The organism is Mesorhizobium sp. M0590 (assembly GCF_040320905.1).
Taxonomy (GTDB): domain Bacteria; phylum Pseudomonadota; class Alphaproteobacteria; order Rhizobiales; family Rhizobiaceae; genus Mesorhizobium.
In genome coordinates, this window is sequence record NZ_JAMYQN010000015.1 from 61,323 (window position 1) to 79,786 (window position 18,464).

At 63.8% G+C, this 18,464-nt stretch carries 20 protein-coding genes and 1 pseudogene; 7 read left to right on the top strand and 14 right to left on the bottom strand.

The genetic code is table 11. The annotated features are described in order from the left end of the window. Positions 1–207 precede the first annotated feature (207 nt). A complete protein-coding gene (locus NKI52_RS23210; protein ID WP_352453505.1) occupies positions 208–486 on the top strand; it encodes a hypothetical protein in 279 nt (92 codons plus the stop codon). A 222-nt stretch (positions 487–708) separates the two neighbouring features. On the opposite strand, the gene NKI52_RS23215 is transcribed toward NKI52_RS23210, so the two are convergent. The 3 genes from NKI52_RS23215 to NKI52_RS23225 all read right to left on the bottom strand — a co-directional run bounded on the left by NKI52_RS23215 (position 709) and on the right by NKI52_RS23225 (position 3,771). Beyond that, complete coding sequence (locus NKI52_RS23215; RefSeq protein ID WP_352569179.1) at positions 709–2,679, bottom strand: acyltransferase family protein; 1,971 nt, start codon at positions 2,677–2,679, stop codon at positions 709–711. A gap of 192 nt (positions 2,680–2,871) precedes the next feature. Next, positions 2,872–3,093 carry an alkylphosphonate utilization protein gene (locus tag NKI52_RS23220; RefSeq protein WP_023675660.1) on the bottom strand — a complete coding sequence of 74 codons (222 nt, stop codon included), beginning with the start codon at positions 3,091–3,093 and terminating at the stop codon, positions 2,872–2,874. Positions 3,094–3,474: 381 nt separating this feature from the next. Continuing rightward, the gene (locus NKI52_RS23225) at positions 3,475–3,771 is read right to left on the bottom strand and encodes a hypothetical protein (RefSeq protein WP_023675661.1); all 297 of its coding nucleotides are present in this window, start codon (positions 3,769–3,771) and stop codon (positions 3,475–3,477) included. Between the two features lie 260 nt (positions 3,772–4,031). On the opposite strand from NKI52_RS23225, the gene NKI52_RS23230 reads away from it, so the two are divergent. Continuing rightward, positions 4,032–6,029, top strand: coding sequence for an AI-2E family transporter (locus tag NKI52_RS23230; RefSeq protein ID WP_023675662.1), 1,998 nt, complete (start codon positions 4,032–4,034; stop codon positions 6,027–6,029). A 124-nt stretch (positions 6,030–6,153) separates the two neighbouring features. On the opposite strand, the gene NKI52_RS23235 is transcribed toward NKI52_RS23230, so the two are convergent. From NKI52_RS23235 to NKI52_RS23275, 9 genes and pseudogenes are all read right to left on the bottom strand, one after another. Beyond that, positions 6,154–7,089, bottom strand: coding sequence for a phosphatidate cytidylyltransferase (locus NKI52_RS23235; RefSeq protein WP_023675663.1), 936 nt, complete (start codon positions 7,087–7,089; stop codon positions 6,154–6,156). A gap of 22 nt (positions 7,090–7,111) precedes the next feature. Continuing rightward, entirely contained in the window at positions 7,112–7,774 is a 663-nt protein-coding gene (locus NKI52_RS23240) for a lysophospholipid acyltransferase family protein (RefSeq protein ID WP_031211476.1), read from the bottom strand. A gap of 8 nt (positions 7,775–7,782) precedes the next feature. Further along, positions 7,783–8,211, bottom strand: a complete 429-nt coding sequence (locus NKI52_RS23245; RefSeq protein WP_352587012.1) for a hypothetical protein — start codon at positions 8,209–8,211, stop codon at positions 7,783–7,785. Beyond that, entirely contained in the window at positions 8,208–9,551 is a 1,344-nt protein-coding gene (locus tag NKI52_RS23250) for a phosphatase PAP2/dual specificity phosphatase family protein (protein ID WP_352587009.1), read from the bottom strand. The genes NKI52_RS23245 and NKI52_RS23250 overlap by 4 nt, the downstream gene beginning before the upstream one ends. A gap of 2 nt (positions 9,552–9,553) precedes the next feature. Continuing rightward, on the bottom strand, positions 9,554–11,341 hold the full coding sequence (locus NKI52_RS23255) for a bifunctional alpha/beta hydrolase/class I SAM-dependent methyltransferase (protein WP_352699791.1): 1,788 nt from the start codon (positions 11,339–11,341) through the stop codon (positions 9,554–9,556). A gap of 26 nt (positions 11,342–11,367) precedes the next feature. Further along, complete coding sequence (locus NKI52_RS23260; RefSeq protein WP_023675668.1) at positions 11,368–11,970, bottom strand: CDP-alcohol phosphatidyltransferase family protein; 603 nt, start codon at positions 11,968–11,970, stop codon at positions 11,368–11,370. A gap of 106 nt (positions 11,971–12,076) precedes the next feature. Continuing rightward, positions 12,077–12,757 (bottom strand): hypothetical protein, encoded by a 681-nt coding sequence (locus NKI52_RS23265; RefSeq protein WP_031211478.1) that lies wholly within the window; start codon positions 12,755–12,757, stop codon positions 12,077–12,079. A gap of 64 nt (positions 12,758–12,821) precedes the next feature. Then, positions 12,822–13,342 (bottom strand): annotated as a pseudogene (locus tag NKI52_RS23270) (Hsp20/alpha crystallin family protein). Positions 13,343–13,371: 29 nt separating this feature from the next. After that, positions 13,372–13,839, bottom strand: a complete 468-nt coding sequence (locus NKI52_RS23275) for an Hsp20 family protein (protein WP_352569185.1) — start codon at positions 13,837–13,839, stop codon at positions 13,372–13,374. A gap of 345 nt (positions 13,840–14,184) precedes the next feature. On the opposite strand from NKI52_RS23275, the gene NKI52_RS23280 reads away from it, so the two are divergent. Then, positions 14,185–14,397, top strand: coding sequence for a hypothetical protein (locus NKI52_RS23280; RefSeq protein ID WP_245274651.1), 213 nt, complete (start codon positions 14,185–14,187; stop codon positions 14,395–14,397). A 138-nt stretch (positions 14,398–14,535) separates the two neighbouring features. After that, on the top strand, positions 14,536–14,805 hold the full coding sequence (locus NKI52_RS23285) for a DUF982 domain-containing protein (RefSeq protein WP_352569186.1): 270 nt from the start codon (positions 14,536–14,538) through the stop codon (positions 14,803–14,805). Positions 14,806–14,916: 111 nt separating this feature from the next. Here NKI52_RS23285 and NKI52_RS23290 read toward each other — a convergent pair whose 3' ends face one another. Then, complete coding sequence (locus tag NKI52_RS23290; protein ID WP_023718102.1) at positions 14,917–15,186, bottom strand: usg protein; 270 nt, start codon at positions 15,184–15,186, stop codon at positions 14,917–14,919. Between the two features lie 339 nt (positions 15,187–15,525). Between NKI52_RS23290 and NKI52_RS23295 the strand changes: the two genes are divergently transcribed. From NKI52_RS23295 to NKI52_RS23305, 3 genes are read left to right on the top strand one after another with little or no spacing between them, the layout of a single operon-like run. Further along, the gene (locus tag NKI52_RS23295; RefSeq protein WP_352453513.1) at positions 15,526–15,840 is read left to right on the top strand and encodes a co-chaperone GroES; all 315 of its coding nucleotides are present in this window, start codon (positions 15,526–15,528) and stop codon (positions 15,838–15,840) included. A 58-nt stretch (positions 15,841–15,898) separates the two neighbouring features. After that, positions 15,899–17,530 (top strand): chaperonin GroEL, encoded by a 1,632-nt coding sequence (gene groL / locus NKI52_RS23300; RefSeq protein ID WP_352699794.1) that lies wholly within the window; start codon positions 15,899–15,901, stop codon positions 17,528–17,530. Positions 17,531–17,572: 42 nt separating this feature from the next. Continuing rightward, on the top strand, positions 17,573–17,713 hold the full coding sequence (locus NKI52_RS23305; RefSeq protein ID WP_352699796.1) for a hypothetical protein: 141 nt from the start codon (positions 17,573–17,575) through the stop codon (positions 17,711–17,713). Positions 17,714–17,909: 196 nt separating this feature from the next. Here the strand turns inward: NKI52_RS23305 and NKI52_RS23310 are convergent, their stop codons facing one another. After that, positions 17,910–18,407, bottom strand: a complete 498-nt coding sequence (locus NKI52_RS23310; protein WP_352457301.1) for a GNAT family N-acetyltransferase — start codon at positions 18,405–18,407, stop codon at positions 17,910–17,912. Positions 18,408–18,464: the final 57 nt, after the last annotated feature.

The following is an 18,464-nucleotide window of genomic DNA, read 5'->3' on the forward strand; positions in this document are numbered from 1 at the left end:
CGTCGACTAAATTAGGTTCCACTAAAATAGATAGATTGCCTCGACCCGATCACGACGTGGTGAGGCGTGAGCCCAGCTGGGCGGTGAACTCCGCCTGAGGCCGCCATTTGCCGACCGTCGAGGCGAATCTCGATCGGCGCATCCTCCGATCAAAGGGCGCGGGCTTCTTTATAGGCTGCTACGGTGCGCCATTGCTGGTAGGTCGCAATGCCAAAGCCGCCAAACTCTCATATCGCGAACGCAGCGCCGACGTCTTCAGTGCCGACCGGTTATGACGAAGATCGCATGCTTACTTATATCCGGCTGCTCGACGCGTCGGCTGAAGGGACCGATTGGCGTGAGGTCGCCCGCATCGTTCTGCACATTGATCCGGAGCAGGAGCCGGAGAGGGCTTTCCGGGCGTGGGCGACACATCTGGCGCGTGCACGATGGATGACCAGGAAGCGGAACGAGTTGCGCCAATTGCATGATGAGTGGTGGGGGTGAGCACTATCTAAGCGGAACTGCCGTCTCGGTCTGGCCGTTGAGGGAGGAGGCCAACATGGAAAAGCGCCCAATGACTTCTTGGCGAGCTTTCGAGCTGTGCTGCCTTCTTGCAGTTCCGCTGTCGCTTATCCTTACGGTTTTCCTGGCGGGTCTTATCCTTAGCTGACCCCCGCATGGTTGCTTGCCGAGGGCTGGGTCGTGATCCGACAAGATCCGGAACCGTTACTTTACGGCCGCCGCCATCACATCCGAAAACAGCGCCCGCTCCACTGCCGGTTCCAGCGTTTCGGCGAAGGGCGTCGCCAAGTGGTGGCGGTCGCGGAAGGCTAGTTTGCCGTCGATGAAGACATGGCAGGTGGTCTGGTCGCAAAAGCGGTCGGTCATGTCGATGTAAGCAGCGTTCGGTGTCGAGCGCACGATATCGCGCTCGATGGTGGCGATGTCGTCGTTTGCCGCCATGATCCTCGGCGTGTCGCATGTCGCGGGCGTCTGGCCCCGCCACAGCGCCCGCGCCACGCATTTGTCGGCGTAGCTTGCATTGTAGGGAACGTCCCTGATGACCGCGACCTTGATGCCGGCCTGGCTGAAGGCTTGAAGCGTCCAGCTGAGGCCGGTCCGCCACTGCGCTTGCCAATCGGCGTGCTTCAACTCCTCGGGCGATTCTTTCATCACATTTCCGATCGAGAACTCCGAGATCACCACCAGTTGCGGGTGGAGCGCGATGATGTCCTTGACCGACTGCTCGCGCCATTGATCGCATTCGGTGTAGTCGCGCTTCAGCCGCCAGTTCCAGGTCGTCACCCGCGAAGCCCGGCAGGAGGATTTGAGAAAGGTGACGACGCGAAAATTGTTCTTCTCGGCCGCCTTGATCAGCGGCGTCGACCAATGGTCGGCATGCGAGTCGCCGAACAGCACGACCGAGCGCTGGGCATCCTTGCGGCCGAACATGCAGGGCTTCGGCTTGACGGTCTCGAAATCGAGCACGCAGCCGCCATTGGTCGCGCGCACGGTGGAGAGCTGGGCGGCGCTGTCGGCGATGACGTGCTGTTCGGGGCTGAGATTGTGCTCGGCAAAGCGCGCATTGCCATAGGCCGCGACCACGCCGGCGCCGGTCAGCGCGACGGCGGGCACCAGCGCCCGCGCTGCTCCGGCCATCAGCCAGCCGTTGCGGCGGATCGGGTTCTCGATGAAATGATAGGTGAACATCGATAGAAGCAGCGTCAGCGCCGCGCAGGCAAGGCGGTCCAGGATGGACAGGCTGGGAACCACCATCGCCGCATAGACGATGACCGGCCAGTGCCAGAGATAGAGCGAATAGGACAGCCGGCCCAACCATTGCATGGGCGGCAGCGCCAGCACGGCGCTCGCCAGATTGCGGCCGCCGCTGCCGCTGAGCAGCAGCAGCACGGTGCCGGCAACAGGCGCCAGCGCATTCACCCCGGGAAACGGCGAGTCTTCGTCCAGCATCAGATAGGCCCAGGCGATCAGTGCCAGACCGAGGCATGCCTGGAGCGTGGCCAGCAGCGGCCGGTCGCGCCAGATCTTTGCCGGCGCCATGGTCGCGAGGCCGCCGGCGGCGAATTCCCAGGCCCTGAGCGGCGAGAAATAGAACGCCCAGGGCTGCGACACTTCCGTCAGCCAGGCGCAGGCGGCGAAGGAGGCCGCGCCGGCGACGCCGATGACGATTATAGCGGCGCGCTTGCCGGGACGCAGCCAAGCGGCGGCAAGAAGCAGCGCCGGCCATGCCAAATAGAACTGTTCCTCGACCGAGAGCGACCAGAAGTGGATGAACGGGTTGTTGGTGGCGTCGGCGGCGAAATAGTCGAACGACCAGCGGATCAGCCAAAGGTTGATCATGTAGGCGGAGGCGAACATGGCGCCTTTCGAATAAAGCGCCTGTTCCTCCGGCGACAGGATGAAGTAACCCGTGAACAGCGTGGCGAGGATGACGAACAGTGCCGCCGGCAACAGGCGCCGGGCGCGCCGGGCGTAGAAGCGCCAGAGGTTCAGCCGCCCGGTCTCGGTGATTTCCGTAACCAGGTGACGGGTGATCAGATAGCCGGAGATGACGAAGAAGATGTCGACGCCGGCAAAGCCGCCGGGCAGGCCGGACAGACCAAAATGGAAGGCGATGACACCCGCCACCGCCAGCGCGCGCAGCCCTTCGATGTCAGGCCGAAATGATGCCGACACAATCACCTCATGCAAGGAATGCCCACCTCGCAGAGGCTCGACCCGATGCGACGATATTGCAATGCAACAAATCTAACGCAGTGCAACATAGGGGGAGGGCGCGGCTCCTCCAGTTCCTCGCGTGGGCGATTCACTCACATGAGCGATTCGAGAGCGACTGATATGGAAGCGAAGCGAAGGGTGCCGAGGCGATCACGCCTTTTTCAAAAACTCGGTCTTCAGCACCAGGCCCTTCACCTGCCTGGTGCTGCATTCGATCTCGCCGGGATTGCCGGTGAGGCGAATATTCTTCACCAGCGTGCCGCGCTTGATCGTCTCCGACGTGCCTTTGACCTTGAGATCCTTGATCAGGGTCACGGAGTCGCCCTCGTGCAGCGCCGTGCCATTGCTGTCTCTTATGATCGCGTCGGTCATGGCAGGTCTTTCGTGGGACTCCGGTGCGGAGGTGGTTGGCTCATTACCCGGCCTATCCCACGGTTGGCGGCGAGGTCAAGCGTGCCGGGGGCAGCGTGCCGGTAACCAAGCGTGCCGGCCGCTAATGCCAGGCGGACGGCCGACCGGAAAACCCGGATTGTGAGCAGACTGGGACCCCTGGGCGGTAGTGGCATTGCCGCTTCGCGACATGCGCTCAGGCCAGGCCATGCCAATGGCGCCACGGCAATCGAAGTCGTGGCCTTTTACGCGGATATTCCGGCACGAGTTCAAATAGATGAGCGCCCGCCCGTGCGGACAGGAAGGTCGCAGTGACAGACCTGCCCGCCCTTTCGCTTGGTGCGTTATTTCAATTGGCAACGATCACTTGTTGGCGCCACCGAGCTGGTTGGCCATCTTGCAGAAGTCGGCATGCATCGTGGCAATGCCTGCGTCGCTGCATTCCTTCAACATCATGGCCCGGTCGCTCGTGGACATGGCCATCCATGCCGCCTTGAATTCGGCTTCCGACTTCATGGTCTTCATGCCGGCGTCGGTGAAGAAGGGGTTCATTTTCTGCGGATCGTCGAGCGCCGAAGTGCCAGTGGCACCGGCGGCAAGCGCTGCGCCGGTCATCATCGAAAGCGCCATCGCGCCCATGCAAAGCGTCTTGATGTTCATGATCATTCCTCCTGAGCTGCTGCTTTGAGGTTGTCCATCAGCGATCTACGAAGGAACGGTGTTTTGACCCAAAAGTTCCACGTTCTGGCGCAGACATGGAACAGGATTGCCCGTGACGTCATTAATGCAAAAAATTCTACCATGACTGAATTTGCCGCGCTGCCGACCAGGGCAATCGGCGTCCAGCTGGGTGAGACGCTGCGAAGTTGCACGCCGGCTCAATATGCCCGATCATGGCGACGGCGGGGCGGAGGTATCAAGTGGCGGCAAATCGTCGAAACGACGCGCACCTGTCGGAGCCCCGGCGGGCGGGCATTGTTTCCGCGGCCAGGGCGCTTCCGCGCACATCGTTGCCCAGCGTAGCGTCGGTCGTGACGGCCGTCGCGGCGCTCTATTTCGGGCGCGAGGTCTTTCTGCCGATCGCAATCGCGCTGCTGCTTACCTTTGCGCTCGTGCCCATGGTGTCGGCACTCAAGCGAGCCGGCATTCCGCGTCTTCCTGCCGTGATCGCCAGTGTGCTCGGCGCATTCACGGTGCTGGCTCTGTTCTCCTTCATCGTCGCCACGCAGGTCAGTGAACTGGCGCAGAACATTCCGCTTTACCAGGCGAATATCCTGACCAAGGTCCGGTCGCTCAAGGAAACCGGCGTCGGCGGCGGCATCGTTTCCAGATTGAGCCGGGTGATCGAACGCGTCGGCCAGGAGCTCGACAGACCCGAGCCCGCACAACCCGCCGCCGATCAGCCTCCGCGGGAACCGATCCCGGTCGAAATCGTCGCGCGCGAACGACCGCTCGAGGTTCTCCAGAATCTGATCGGCCCGCTGCTGAGCCCGCTGGCATCGGCCGGACTGATCGTCGTGGTCGTCATATTCATGCTGCTGGAGCGGGAGGACCTGCGCGATCGTTTCATACGCCTCGTCGGCTACGGCGATCTGCACCGAACCACCGAGGCGCTGCAGGATGCCGGCAAGCGCGTCGGCCGCTATCTGCTCATGCAACTGGTCGTGAACATCGTCTATGCCGTCCCAATTGCAATCGGACTTTGGCTGCTGGGCATACCCAATCCATTGCTGTGGGGCTTGCTGGCGCTGGCGCTGCGCTTCGTTCCCTATATCGGCCCGGTCATAGCGACGCTGTTGCCTCTGTTCCTGGCGCTGGCCGTGGCGCCCGGCTGGTCGCTCGTGCTCTGGACTGCAGGGCTTTTCGTCGTGGTGGAACTGATCACCGGCAACGTGATCGAACCTTGGCTCTACGGCTCGCGCACCGGGCTGTCGCCATTGGCCATCATCGTTGCGGCGATCTTCTGGACCTGGCTTTGGGGGCCATTGGGCCTGGTTTTGTCGACGCCGCTCACGGTCTGCCTCGTCGTGCTCGGCCGCCATGTGCCGCAGTTCGAATTCCTCGACGTTCTGTTCGGCAACGAACCCGTGCTCGAACCGCACGCCCGGCTTTACCAGCGGCTGTTGGCCGGCGATCCCGAGGAAGCGACGGACCATGCCGAGGAGATGCTGGAGGAAGAATATCTGGTCGAGTTCTACGACAAGGTCGCGATTCCCGCACTTCTGCTCGGCGAGCAGGACCGGGTGCGCGGTGTGTTGAGCGATGAGCAAAGACAGCAGGTCGCGGGCAGCGCGCTGACGATGGTGGCGAACCTCGACGACAGCGCGCAGGAGGAGGCGGAAGCGGACGACACGGCCGCGGCCGAGGACCACGGCTCACGCGAGGACAAGCACGTTCAGGGGGAGGTTCAGGGCGAGGAAGACACCGAACTGCCGGATGGCACGGGCATGTCGGTGCTGTGCGCCGGAGGGCGCGGCGAACTCGACGACGCGGCTGCCGCCATGCTGGCGCAGGTGCTCGAAGTCCAGGGCGCTACGGTGTTGAGAGCGAGCTTCGCCGAGATGGAACCGGGGAGCATTCGCCGCCTTGAGCTCGACGCCGTCGATACTGTCGTCGTCGGATTTTTGAACCGGGATTCCGTCAAGCACGGGCGGTTCCTGGTCCGTCGGCTGAAACGCGCCAAACCAAGGTTGCGAGTGGGCATCGTGTTGTGGTCGGAAGCCGACAGCGACAACCAGGAGGCAGATGCCAGATTGGCCAACGAGATCAACGCCGATTTCGTCGCACATGGCATGGTAGGCGCGGTGCTCGGTGCGTTGTCCAGCGCTGCGCCGGTGGCGCTGAAGACCACCGCCAAACGCCGCATGCGCCGCCTGACGCCGGCGCGCAAGAAAGAGCCGCTCGCCGCGGCAAAATGAGCGCGGCGAAGACTGCGGCAGGTCGGGTTATTACCGCTTTCGCGAAAGTGGTAACAACGAAACGGATCAGGTTATCTTCGCAAGGTCGCGCTGAACCGTCCGCCGCGGCAAACGGCGCCAACCTTCATACAGTCCAGAAATAGCGCACCGTATGGAAGAAGACCGGGGCGGCGAAGACCAGGCTGTCGGCACGGTCCATCATGCCGCCATGGCCTTCGATCAGATGGCCCCAGTCCTTGACGCCTTGATCGCGCTTGATGGCGGAGGCGACCAGCCCGCCAAGGAAGCCCATCAGGCAGGCGATGAAGGCGACGCCGGCTGCCTGCAGCGGCGAGAACGGCGTCAGGAACGACAGCAGCGCGCCGAGCAGGCTCGATGCCGCCAGCCCGCCGACCAGCCCCTCCCAAGTCTTCGACGGCGAGACCGTCGGCGCCAGGAGATGCCGGCCGAACAGCTTGCCGAAAATATATTGCAGCACGTCGCTGCCTTGCACGGTGATGATCAGGAAAGCGATCAGCAACAGGTTGCGGCCTTCGAAGCCTGGCACCTCGAGCGTCAGCAGCGCCGGCACGTGGCTGACGCAGTAGACCGAAATCATGACCGCCCATTGCTGCGCCGAGACGCGCTCGAGAAAGCGTTCGGTGTCGCCGTGCAGCGCGGTGATCGCCGGCATCAGCAGGAAGCAGTAGACCGGGATGAAGATGGTGAACAGGCCGTACCAGGCGGTCCACACCAACCAGTACTGGAACGGGATGACGATGCCGAACATGCCGAGCAGCACCCAGTGGTCGCTGCGGCGGCTGTGCGTCAGCGTCACGAATTCGCGCAACGCGGCGAACGAAATCAGCGCGAACAGGATGGTCATGCCGGGGCGGCCGAAGAAGAAGGCGACGGTGATCGCCACCACCATCACCCACCAGGCATTGATGCGCTGGGTGAGATTGACCAGCGTCGGCGACAACGGCTTTGGCGCGCGCCATGACAAGACGCCGGCGACGACGCTGGCGCTGATCAGCACCGCCAGCAGGCCGACAATCAGAATGAGGGTTTCGTGCATCATCGGCAGCATTTTGCCTTGGTCCTCAATCGTCTCGCTGCGGCCGGGGGTTCAGCGCCAGCAGCGTTTCGCGGGCGCGGTCGAGAAAGGCGCGGCGTTCCTCACCCGGTTGAATGGCGATCGGCGCGCCGAAGACGACACGGCAAAGCAGCGGCACCGGCACGAATTGCCCCTTGGGCAGCACCCGCGACATGTTCTCGATCCAGCACGGGATGAGCTCGACATCGGGCCGCGCCATCGACAGATTGTAGAGGCCGGAGCGGAACGGCAGCAGCGGTTCGTCGGTCATGTTGCGCGTGCCTTCGGGAAACAGGATCAGCGAATGGCCCTGGTCGAGCACCGACAGCATGATCGAGATCGGGTGCTGCGTTTCATCCGTCCACTGCCGGTGGATCAGCACGGAAGACAGCATGTCCTCGGCAATGAAACGGCGCAGCCGCGTCTTGCTCCAATAATCGGCGGCCGCCACCGCATGGGTACGGGCGCGCTCCTTCTCGCTGAGGCAGGCCGACAGCAGGATGAAATCGCCGTGGCTGGCATGGTTGGCGAAGTAGATGCGCTGCCGGTCCGATGGCTGGCTGCCGTTCCAGATCGGCCGCACTCCGGTGACCACCCAGGCCAGCGCCGACAGGCCGACCGAGGTCACCGTCTGCAGCAGGGTATAGGTGCTGACGCGAAGCTTTGTCATGGACGGGCTCAAAAGAATGCCGCGACGACCGAGGCCGCCGCGAACAGGCTGAAGGCGATACGCTGCTTGGCGAGCAGACGGCGCGTGCCGGCCATCCGCTGGTCGAGCGAGCGGCCAGCGGCCGCCGTGGGTTTCAGCCGCATGCGCGCCAGCACGTCGTCGATCGCCGCACCACCGCCTGCCTCGCTGGCGTGGCTGGCCATCAGCCGGAACAGCAGCGCGTCGAACAAAAGCAGGGCCGAGAGAATAATTGTGGCTATGGCACCCGCGGCGGCGATCAGCCAGGCCGCCGCGGACAGCGACGATGTTTGCGGCGCAGCCGCCAGGCCGATGACCGGCGCCGCCAGCAAGGCAGCAGCAATCAACAGCAGCGGCCACGCAACCTGCACCATCAGTCCGGCGGCGAACGTCTCGGCCTTATCTCGAAAGGCGGTCATGTCGGCGCGTCCATGCCAAGATGCACAGGCCGGCCGGCGGCGGCGAGCTGGCCTCGCGCCTGATCCGGCGTGGCGGCCCGGCCGCTGGCGACCAGCCATTCGGCGACGACGGCGGCGCTGCGCTGGAAGCCGAGCGCACAGCAGACCAGCACCGTGCCCTTGCTCTGCGCCGTCTCGATCGCCGCCACCGCTTGCGCACGCGCCTCGCGAGACGGCGGCAAAAGGTCGACCATGGGCAGGCTCAACCAGCGGATCGAGGCGCCGCGCGGCCTTTCCAATTCGCCGGCAAGGTCGATCACCGTGCCGAAGGCGTCGGCCTCGGCGGCGGTCGGAAAACGGCCAAGGGAAACACCGTCGGCAATGACGATCTGCGCCGGAAGCTTTCGCGTCCATGCCCACACATTGACCTTGGCGGCAACCCGGTAGGGCCACAGCAGAAGACGGCTGGCCAGCGACACGCGGCCATCGGCTGTTTTCTGGAACACCTTGGCGCCGGCGCCGGCATAGGCGAAAGCGACTATGGCCAGCGCCAGTGCCGGCCACAACAGGATGAGCCACAGCGCCGAGACCAATGCGCCGGCAGCGGCGCCGGCCAGCGCAAGGCTTGCGCCGAGCGCATAGAACAGCGCCAGAAGCCGCGCCTTCGGATCAGTGCTCAGGCGGAAGCCGGCGAACGGCAGCTCGCCGTCGCGCGAAAACAGCCACAGCGCGAAAAGGCCGAGCAGCGCGCCGGTCGGAATGTCGATGAAATGGTGCTGCCACGTCGTCAGCACCGAGGCGCCGATCAGGAAACACCAGACATGCCAGGCGACGCCGGCGATGCCGGTCAATCGGTGACGCCAATGGTCCCAGATGATGACCAGCAGCGCAATATGCAGCGACGGCGCCTGGTTGAAGGGTTTGTCGAAGCCGCCGAGCACGGCGAACATGAAGCCGGGCAGGCCGCTCGTCTGCGGGCGCACGAACGTCGCAGTCAGCGGGAACAGGATGAAGCAGGCGACGGCGACGATCTGTGCCGTCAGATAGCGGCCGGCAAGGCGGTCGACGCCGCTCTTCGAACTGTTCAACAGCAACGACAAGCCATAGAACAGGTTGATCGACCAGTAGGGCACGATCGTCCAGGCAAGGAACGCGACGCCATGCTCCCAGCCGAACACGATGCTGCCGAGGTCGTCGCGCCGCGACGCCAGCCAGTTGGCGAAGCCGTAGGTAGCGTAGAAGAACGGCGCCAGAAATGCCAGCCACAGCGCGGCGCGCAGGACTATCCCGGGATACGGCTCGTGCGGCAAGGCCGGAAGGGCAGGGGCATCGCGAGGTAAGGCAGAGGCAGGCAAGTCCATGTTCAGACGCGCCGCGCGACCGAAACGGTGAAGATGCCCCACTGGTCGATGCGCTGGTCGAGCTTCTCGAAGCCGGCGGCCGCCACCAACTGGTCCATCTCGGTCTGCGTGCGGCGGCGCATCACCCAGGCCTGGCCGCCGCGGTGCGAGGTCAGGCTGCGCGCGATCATCTCGAGCTGCGGATGCCAAGGCTGGTTGGTGTAGACGAGCAGGCTTCCGGGCTGCATGGCGCTGGCCAGTCCACCGAGCGAGCGGGCGATCATGGCATTGTCGGAAAACAATTCGTAGAGCCCCGAGACGATGGCGAGATCCGGCGCCGGGTCGAGCCCGGCCAGCATCGTGGCGTCGAAGGCGTCACCTTGATGGAAAGTGACGCTCGCCGGCAGCTTGCGCTCGGCGGTCAGCTTGCGGCCGAGCGAGACGTTGAGCTCGGAGAAATCCTGCAGCCGCACGCTTGCCGGCGGCGCGGCGCCTTTCTGCACGGCATCGAGCACATAGCGGCCATGGCCGGCGGCGATATCGACGATATGGACCGGCCGGCCGGCGGCCTTGAGCGAGGCGGCGGCGCTGCCGATCAGCTCTTCCAGATGCAGCTTGCGCTGGCGGATGCCGCGCCAGCCGATGGCATCGAGAAAGGTGCGGTCGATCATGCGGCCAATGGGGCTGATGCCGCGCGCCTCGTTCTCATAGACATAGTCGAGCGTCGAGCCGGAATCGAAGCCGGTGGCAATCCCCGTCTTCATGCCGGACGACAGCCAGGCGCCCATGCGGATCGAAGCGCGGCTGATTGTCCAGTAGAGCCCCCTGGGAGACAGCAGCGGCAGCGGCGAGGCCAGCCGGTCGGCCTCGTCGCGTGTGTAGCCGGCACGGTCGGCCTCGGTCAGGTCGACCGGCTTTTCCGGCGCTGTGAACTGCCTTTCGAGGAAAGGCCTGATCAGGTCGAGTGCCTTGTGGCGGTCGCGCTCGCCCAGCGTGTCGTGAAAGAAGCCGGGCAAAATATGCCGCTCCTTGGCCGGGCTCGCCAGATTGACGAAAAACTCGTGCTGCGGTCCATGGCGCACCACCCAGTCGCTGCCGGAGATCAGAAGCTGTGTCGGCACGGTGATGGCGCGGGCGTCGGCGACGATGCGCGCGGCATGGTCGTAGAGCTCGACCAGGATGTTGGAGGCGATCGGCCGGGTGATCAGCGGGTCGGCGTCGAAGGAGGCGATGCGCTCGGGGTCATGCGTCAGGAATTTCGCCTTGACGTAGGAATTGACGAAGAAGCGGCCCTTCAGCTTCTGCCACAACGCAATGCCTTGCTTCGCGAAGGGCACGTAGAGCTTGACCGAGAAGGCCGGCGAGGCCAGCACCAGGGCGCGAATGTCGGGCGCGTAATCGTGCACCCAGGCGGCGGCAAGCACGGCGCCGAAGGATTGCGCGATCAGCGCGATGTCGCGCCGGGCAAAGCCGTCGCTGCCAATCTCGCGCACGAAACAATCGATGTCGCGCACCAGCGTCGCAAACGACGGCGCATAGCCGCGTTCGCCGGCGGAGCGGCCATTGCCGCGCGCATCCCAGGCATAGAACGCGTGGTCGGGCATCTCAAGCTCGTCGACCAGATGCGCCATGCGGCCGCCATGCTCGTGGCCGCGATGGAACAGCAGGATGGCACCCTTGCGGTGTTCCGACAGCGCCGGCCAACAGCGGTAAAAGATCTCGGTGCCGTCATGGCTCTTGAAGCTGCGCTCCTGCGCCACCCGCTCGATGTTGGCTGAAGCCACTGCCGCAACCGTCTGTTGGTGAAGCATGTTGTTCTCCCTGGCGAGACCGGAATTCAGCTGCCGCTCCCGTTAAGGCCGCTGTGTATCCGGTTGATGGCGGTCGCCAGCGAGAGTGTAGCCATGGCCGGAAACACGAGCGGCGTGAGCGCCGGGACCCACAGGCCGGACGCGATAAGCACGGCGAGGATGCCGAGCGCCAGCGCCCGGTCGCTTTTGCCGAACGGGCCGGCATAGTTGCGCCCGGTTCCTGCGGCGATGCCGAGCACGCCGGCGAACTCCGTGATCATAGCCGCGATCGCAAATGCAACGACGCCCCAGGCAGGAAAAATGACGGCAAAGGCCAGGATCAAAGCGAGATCGGAGACAACATCGCAGAGCTCGTTGAGATACATGCCGAGCTTCGAGGCCTGGCCATGTTCCCTCGCGAGCATACCGTCGATCGCATTCAGCGCCATTCGCGTAAACAGCACGAGCGGCATCAGCAGAAAGACCACGCGGTGGCCGGCAAGGGCTGCCACCACAAGGCCGGTGGCGAGCGAGAGGGCAGCGGCCAGCAACGTGATCTGGTTGGCGGTGATGCCGGCTCTGGCCAGTCCGTCGGCAAGCGGCCGCAACCTGGCCTGGAAGGCCGGTTTCAGCGCATAAAGCGTTGGCATATGCGAACCCCCCGGCCGCGGTGCAAATTGATGTTGGCGAGGATGGTCAATTGGCGCGCAAGACGCAAGGGCGGCGCCCACTACTTTCCGCAAACTTGCCGGACGGCTATGTCCTCGCTTTGACCGTGTCGCCCGGGAACAGTGCGGGCAAACTTTGTTCGGCCGCCGCCCAGGCGCGACTATGGTAACGCCGCAGGATGAGAATGCATGCGGCGAAGACCAGCAGCCCGCAAATCACGCCGGGCGTCATGCCCCCGCCGAAAGCAGACTTTACAACGATGCCGGTGAAGACGCCGGCAATGGCGCCATTGATCGTGCCCACCATCCCCGCGGTGGTCATGAAATATTGCAGCGGCGAGGGTCTGAGGCCCTTGTCGACCAGCACCGCCGAGGGGTCGTCATGCGTGGAATTGACAAGGTATTTTTGCAGCACGGGCGCCAGCTCGACGAAATAGTGGCGGATCCGGGCCATGCCGCGGGCATGCACCATGTCCTCGATGGCAACCTGCACAGCGCGTACGAAGGTGACCAGGCCGATGAAGAACAGGCAAGGCAGCAAGATCAGGCTGAACAGGATGAACGGCCTGCCCATCTCCGTGACCTGCGCGACGAAGGACAAGGCAATCGTTGCGCTCGAGACCGAGGTCAGGAACAGATCGGCTCGCTGGTTCGCTTCCTGAATGGTCGCGGCGCGAGCGTTTTGCAGCACGAAATGCTCGGTCGTCAGGCACTGCAGGGCGTGCTGCGCCTGGTCAGGCGGAACCGGAGCGTCGGGAGAACGGGTCATCGACATTTGCCCGCTTCTGCCCGCCGGAACCGGCAGGCAGAAGGGGGCGTCGTCCTGCGAGCTGTCAGGTCTTGCCGTCGCCGCCGCTGATGGCGATACGCTTGGCCTTTGCCTGGGCGCGCTCCGTCTTGGGCAGCGTCACGCTGAGCACACCGTTCCGGAACGCGGCGTTCACCTTGTCTTCGTCGACTTCGTAGCCGAGCGGGATACGCCGCTCGAAACGGCCATAGAAGCGTTCGGAGAACTGCCTGTCCTTGTCCTCGGTCTCTTCGCGCTTCTCGCCGCGCAGCGTCAGCACGCCGTCATCGAGCAGCAGCTCGACATCTTTCGCGTCCATGCCGGGGATCTCGGCGGTGACGCGGATCTCCTTTTCGCCATCGGCGATGTCGATACTGGGCCAGCTGGCGCTGGCCGCGGAGAGGCCACCGAGCGACGGCAGCCGCGTGTCGAAGCCGCGGAACGCCTCGTCGAACAGGCGGTTCATTTCGCGATGCAGCGTCAGGAAGGGATCGCGATCGGCGTCACGGAACAGGCTGGGGCCTGATTGTTCTCCCGGCCCCAGGGAATGAGATCACGAATAGCCATTGCATAGTCTCCTTTCTCGACTGGTGCATTCAGGCAGCCTGCTCGACCTGCGCGACCTTCGGCCCGGTCTTCGGCGAGGCGACATCGGTCGCGATGGCGATGCGCCGAGGCTTCATCTCCTCGGGCACCTCACGTACCAGATCGATGCTGAGCAGGCCGTTGTCGAGCGAGGCGCCTGCGACCTTGACGTGATCGGCAAGCTCGAAACGGCGGGTAAAGGGCCGTGTGGCGAGGCCATGATGCAGATACTCCGCGTTGTCCGGCTCCTTGTGCTGGCCGGAGACAATCAGGAGGTTGGGTTCATGGGTGATTTCGAGGTCGTCCTCGGAAAACCCGGCTACGGCGATAGTGATGCGGTAGTTGTTCTCGCCGCTGCGCGCGATGTCATAGGGCGGCCAGGCGTCGAAAGCCTGCGGCGCATTTTCCAGCAGGTTGAAGACGCGGTCGAAGCCGATGCTCGACCGATAGAGCGGGGAAAAGTCGAATGCGGTTCTCATAGCTACATCCTCCATCGAGCAACATAGATACGAGGAGCGCCAAAGAGCTGGCGCTCCCTGGCTTCGCCGGCCCCATTTCGGCGACCGGTGCCTTCGATCTGGTTATTGTCCGCCGCAAGTCAAGACCCGGTGGCTTTCGCTTTGCCGGTTTTTCGGGCCGGTTTTCGGTCGGCTCGGCGAGGCTGCCAATCTCGCCACAAGTGGGGAGATGTCCGGCAGGAGATTGCCTGTTTGGTTTCAATTGCCAACGCTGACTTCCCCGGCCGGTTATTGTCTGCAGCAGGTCAAGACCCAGATTTCTTGTGTTGCCGGGCCCGTTCCCGGCACTCGCAGATGGAGCTGACCATGACACGCGACGAGATCATTTCTGTGTTGGGCCCGGTCGACGAAGCCGTGATCGCCGACATTGCGGCGACGGACGGGACGGTCCAGGAATTGCGCGAGGCCCTGGCCTGGATCGCCGCCGACGAGGCGTTGGTGAACGAGGGCCGACCGCTGCCGACGGCAAGAGTAGCGACGCTGATCGAACTGCTGCAAGGGCCCGACGAGGAGGAATAACCGGCTGTTGCCGCGATGCTCTTGAACCGCGCAGAGAGACGAACCATGTCCTTCAGCGGCGTCGGCCGGCCGCCGGTGCCTGCCAGCATAACGTTGCTTGCTCAAACAAGAAGACGATCAGAAAACAAGGAGGAAGTGATGGACGACGTCCGCTTTGCCGAGCCAATCACGTTGAAATTCCAATCCAGCGAGCGCAAGGTCGCCAGCAGTTGGGAAGCCATCGAATGCATGCGCCAGCAGTGGCCGGACCGTGCACGCGGCCGGAGCTGGCGCGCCGCCTATCGGACCTGCCGCGACGCGCTCGACGGCTGGCGCACCGCGCGTGATGCGCGCAAGGCCTTCGTCAGGGCGGCGCGCAAGGCTGGATTGCTCGCATCGGCCCGCAAGCCTGTCGACCACGCCGGCTAGCCCGGACCTTTCCGACATTGTGAGACCCAAAACAAGTGGGGGAGAGTCAGCTACCTCTCTCCCCCGCTTCGGAGACTTTGTCCGCTGTCTAGCGGCAGATCGGCTTGCTCCTCAGTGGACGGTTATAATGCCGTTTACGGCCCGCCATTCGGAGGGCTGGATCAGGTGATGATGGGCGACGCGCACCGAATGCAGCGGGCCTTCGATCTCGCGCTCCCAGAAATCGAGGAAATGCTTCAGCGTCGGGAAATCAGGGGCGATATCGTATTCCTGCCAGATATAGAGCTGAAGCAGGCTTCGATGATCGGGCAGACGGTAGTGGATCTCCGCCGTGGTGAGGCCAAACCCTTGCATCTGGAGCTGAAAGTCCCTGCTGGTCATGCAATCCTTCCTTTCCCAATGAACCTCGGTCTGCAAAACGCCTCGCCTTCCACATAGGTTCCAGCCGCCGGCAAGCGGCTCAGGAGACGGACAGATTTGGAAATCCGGCCGGGTCATCGCGCCGGAAACGGCGAATGTGCGAACAATTACAGCGTATTGGCACTCTCAGGCGTCGAGTGCTAAAATTTTTGCATGATCCTCTTGAAAGCTGAAAAAAGCGCGACTAGTTCGTATGCGCGCGATGCCTGATGAAGGGGTCGCGCACCCCGTGCCCGGCCGATATTGCCGGTCCGGTCAGGAGGATGTTCGAAAATCTGTTTGTCCCGAGAGGAGAACGACATGGCGTTCCGTCCATTGCATGACCGCATCCTGGTCCGCCGCATCGAGGTCGACGAAAAGACCGCGGGCGGCATCATCATCCCCGATACCGCCAAGGAGAAGCCGCAGGAGGGCGAGGTCATCGCCGCCGGCCCCGGCGCGCGCGACGACAGCGGCCAGTTGCGGCCGCTCGACGTCAAGGTCGGCGACCGCATTTTGTTCGGCAAATGGTCCGGCACCGAGATCAAACTCAATGGCGAGGATCTGCTCATCATGAAAGAGAGCGACGTGCTGGGCGTGATCGAAGCCACGGGCGAAATGAAGAAGGCTGCCTGAGCGGAGCCTGAACAAGCATTCCAGTCAACGAAAAGCTGCCTATCGAAGGAGTGTTCCAATGGCTGCCAAAGATGTGAAATTTCATACCGAAGCCCGCGAGAAGATGTTGCGCGGCGTCGACATCCTCGCCAATGCGGTGAAGGTGACGCTCGGTCCCAAGGGCCGCAACGTTGTCTTGGACAAATCGTTCGGCGCGCCGCGCATCACCAAGGACGGCGTGACGGTGGCGAAAGAGATCGAGCTTGAGGACAAGTTCGAGAACATGGGCGCGCAGATGGTGCGCGAGGTCGCCTCGAAGACCAGCGATACCGCCGGCGACGGCACCACGACCGCGACGATTCTTGCTCAGGCCATCGTCAGGGAAGGGGCCAAGGCCGTCGCTGCCGGCATGAACCCGATGGACCTGAAACGCGGCATCGACAAGGCGGTCGACGCCGTCGTCGCCGACCTGAAATCCAATGCCCGCAAGGTGACCAGGAACGACGAAATCGCCCAGGTCGGCGCCATCTCTGCCAATGGCGATGCTGAGATCGGCCGCTTCCTTGCCGAAGCGATGGAAAGGGTTGGCAATGAGGGCGTCATCACTGTCGAAGAAGCCAAGACCGCCGAGACCGAGTTGGAAGTGGTCGAAGGCATGCAGTTCGACCGTGGCTATCTCTCGCCTTATTTCATCACCAACCAGGACAAGATGCGCGTCGAACTCGAAGAACCCTATGTGCTGATCCACGAGAAGAAGCTCTCCAACCTCCAGGCCATGCTTCCCGTGCTCGAAGCCGCCGTGCAATCCGGCAAGCCGCTGCTGATCATTGCCGAGGACGTCGAAGGCGAGGCGCTGGCGACGCTGGTCGTCAACAAGCTACGGGGCGGCCTGAAGGTTGCGGCCGTCAAGGCGCCGGGCTTCGGTGATCGCCGCAAGGCCATGCTCGAAGACATTGCCATCCTGACCGGCGGCACGGCGATCTCGGAGGACCTCGGCATCAAGCTCGAGAACGTCACATTGGAGATGCTCGGCCGCGCCAAGAAGGTGCTGATCGAGAAGGAGAACACCACCATCGTCGACGGTGCCGGCCCCAAGGATGAAATCCAGGCGCGCATCAGCCAGATCAAGGCGCAGATCGAGGAAACCACCTCCGACTACGACCGCGAGAAGCTGCAGGAGCGGTTGGCCAAGCTCGCAGGCGGTGTCGCCGTCATCCGCGTCGGCGGCTCGACCGAGATCGAGGTCAAGGAGCGCAAGGATCGCGTCGACGACGCCATGCACGCCACACGAGCGGCGGTTGAGGAGGGTATCCTGCCCGGCGGCGGCGTGGCGCTGCTGAGAGCGGCGAAGGCGCTCGACAATATCGAGGTCGACAATCCCGACCAGAAGACCGGCGTCGAGATCGTGCGTCGCGCGATCGAGGCCCCGGTGCGCCAGATCGCCGAAAATGCCGGCGCCGAAGGTTCGATCATCGTCGGCAAGCTGCGCGAGACGGCCGATTTCGGCTATGGCTGGAACGCGCAGACCAACGAGTTCGGCGACCTCTACAGTCAAGGCGTCATCGACCCGGCCAAGGTCGTGCGCACTGCTCTGCAGGGCGCCGCCTCTGTTGCCGGCCTGCTGGTGACGACCGAGGCCATGGTGGCCGAGAAGCCGAAGAAGGAAACGCCCATGCCTCCGATGCCCGGCGGTGGCGGCATGGACTTCTAAGGCCAGGCTTCCAAAGCGCGACTTCGAAACGGCAAGTGGACCGTGTCCGCCTTCGTCGCCCTCGCCCGCCGCAACGACCTGCTTGCGCCGCAGACGAGCGGGATGGTTGCCGGCGAGAGCGTTGCTGGCGCGACGGTTGCCGACTGGGCAACGCGCGCACAGCGCGTCAACGCCCCGGTCTGAGCGGTCGGAGAAGTCGCCAATCTCCCCCCTTGAGGGGGAGATGTCGCCGAAGGCGACAGAGAGGGTCGGTACGTCCTGGCGCGACGCCCTGTGGGACGAAAGAGAAGGTTGGCGCTTCACGCGAGGCGCCCCCCTCTGTCCTGCCGGACATCTCCCCCTCAAGGGGGGAGATTACGCGCTCAGCCGCTTTCGCTTGCTAAGCCATCGGTAGCAGCCGGCGCATGATCAGCGAGGCGTGGCCGCCCACGCCGTGTGCAGCCGGCCGGCGCTCGACGACCTCGAAGCCGTGCTTGCGATAGAAGGCGATTGCGCGGTCGTTGCCCTCGATCACTTCCAGGGCGATGCTGGGAATACCCGCATGCGCGGCAAGAACGGCATGCAGCAGGTCGGCGGCAAGGCCGGTGCCGTACTCGCTTTTGTCTATATGGAGCCGCTCGAGCATGACCTCGCCTTTGTCGTCCATCGCGGCCATCGCATAACCGGCGAGCGAGCCGTCAGCCCGCTCGGCGACGAAGGACATCTTGCTGTCGTCCCTGAGCTCGGCCGCCAGCCGCTCCGGCGCGTGCCTCTCATCCGACAGCCGCGCCGTGGTCTCGGCACCCAGGATCGGCGAATAGGTGTGTCGCCAGGACCCTCCAAGCAGCCGCGACACCGCCGGAACGTCCTGTTCGGTCATGGTTCTTATCTGGGTCATTGGCACCTCGCCTCAGAAACCTGCCCCTTTTGAGCGGAGATGTCCCGCAAGACAGAG

Coding starts and splice junctions, on each gene's coding strand:
- NKI52_RS23260 (WP_023675668.1), bottom strand. CDS start 11,970: ATGCCAACGCTTTATGCGCTGAAACCGGCCTTCCAGGCCAGGTTGCGG.
- NKI52_RS23280 (WP_245274651.1), top strand. CDS start 14,185: ATGACACGCGACGAGATCATTTCTGTGTTGGGCCCGGTCGACGAAGCC.
- NKI52_RS23285 (WP_352569186.1), top strand. CDS start 14,536: ATGGACGACGTCCGCTTTGCCGAGCCAATCACGTTGAAATTCCAATCC.
- NKI52_RS23265 (WP_031211478.1), bottom strand. CDS start 12,757: ATGACCCGTTCTCCCGACGCTCCGGTTCCGCCTGACCAGGCGCAGCAC.
- NKI52_RS23235 (WP_023675663.1), bottom strand. CDS start 7,089: ATGATGCACGAAACCCTCATTCTGATTGTCGGCCTGCTGGCGGTGCTG.
- NKI52_RS23290 (WP_023718102.1), bottom strand. CDS start 15,186: ATGACCAGCAGGGACTTTCAGCTCCAGATGCAAGGGTTTGGCCTCACC.
- NKI52_RS23295 (WP_352453513.1), top strand. CDS start 15,526: ATGGCGTTCCGTCCATTGCATGACCGCATCCTGGTCCGCCGCATCGAG.
- NKI52_RS23210 (WP_352453505.1), top strand. CDS start 208: ATGCCAAAGCCGCCAAACTCTCATATCGCGAACGCAGCGCCGACGTCT.
- NKI52_RS23240 (WP_031211476.1), bottom strand. CDS start 7,774: ATGACAAAGCTTCGCGTCAGCACCTATACCCTGCTGCAGACGGTGACC.
- NKI52_RS23225 (WP_023675661.1), bottom strand. CDS start 3,771: ATGAACATCAAGACGCTTTGCATGGGCGCGATGGCGCTTTCGATGATG.
- NKI52_RS23310 (WP_352457301.1), bottom strand. CDS start 18,407: ATGACCCAGATAAGAACCATGACCGAACAGGACGTTCCGGCGGTGTCG.
- NKI52_RS23275 (WP_352569185.1), bottom strand. CDS start 13,839: ATGAGAACCGCATTCGACTTTTCCCCGCTCTATCGGTCGAGCATCGGC.
- NKI52_RS23245 (WP_352587012.1), bottom strand. CDS start 8,211: ATGACCGCCTTTCGAGATAAGGCCGAGACGTTCGCCGCCGGACTGATG.
- NKI52_RS23250 (WP_352587009.1), bottom strand. CDS start 9,551: ATGGACTTGCCTGCCTCTGCCTTACCTCGCGATGCCCCTGCCCTTCCG.
- groL (WP_352699794.1), top strand. CDS start 15,899: ATGGCTGCCAAAGATGTGAAATTTCATACCGAAGCCCGCGAGAAGATG.
- NKI52_RS23220 (WP_023675660.1), bottom strand. CDS start 3,093: ATGACCGACGCGATCATAAGAGACAGCAATGGCACGGCGCTGCACGAG.
- NKI52_RS23255 (WP_352699791.1), bottom strand. CDS start 11,341: ATGCTTCACCAACAGACGGTTGCGGCAGTGGCTTCAGCCAACATCGAG.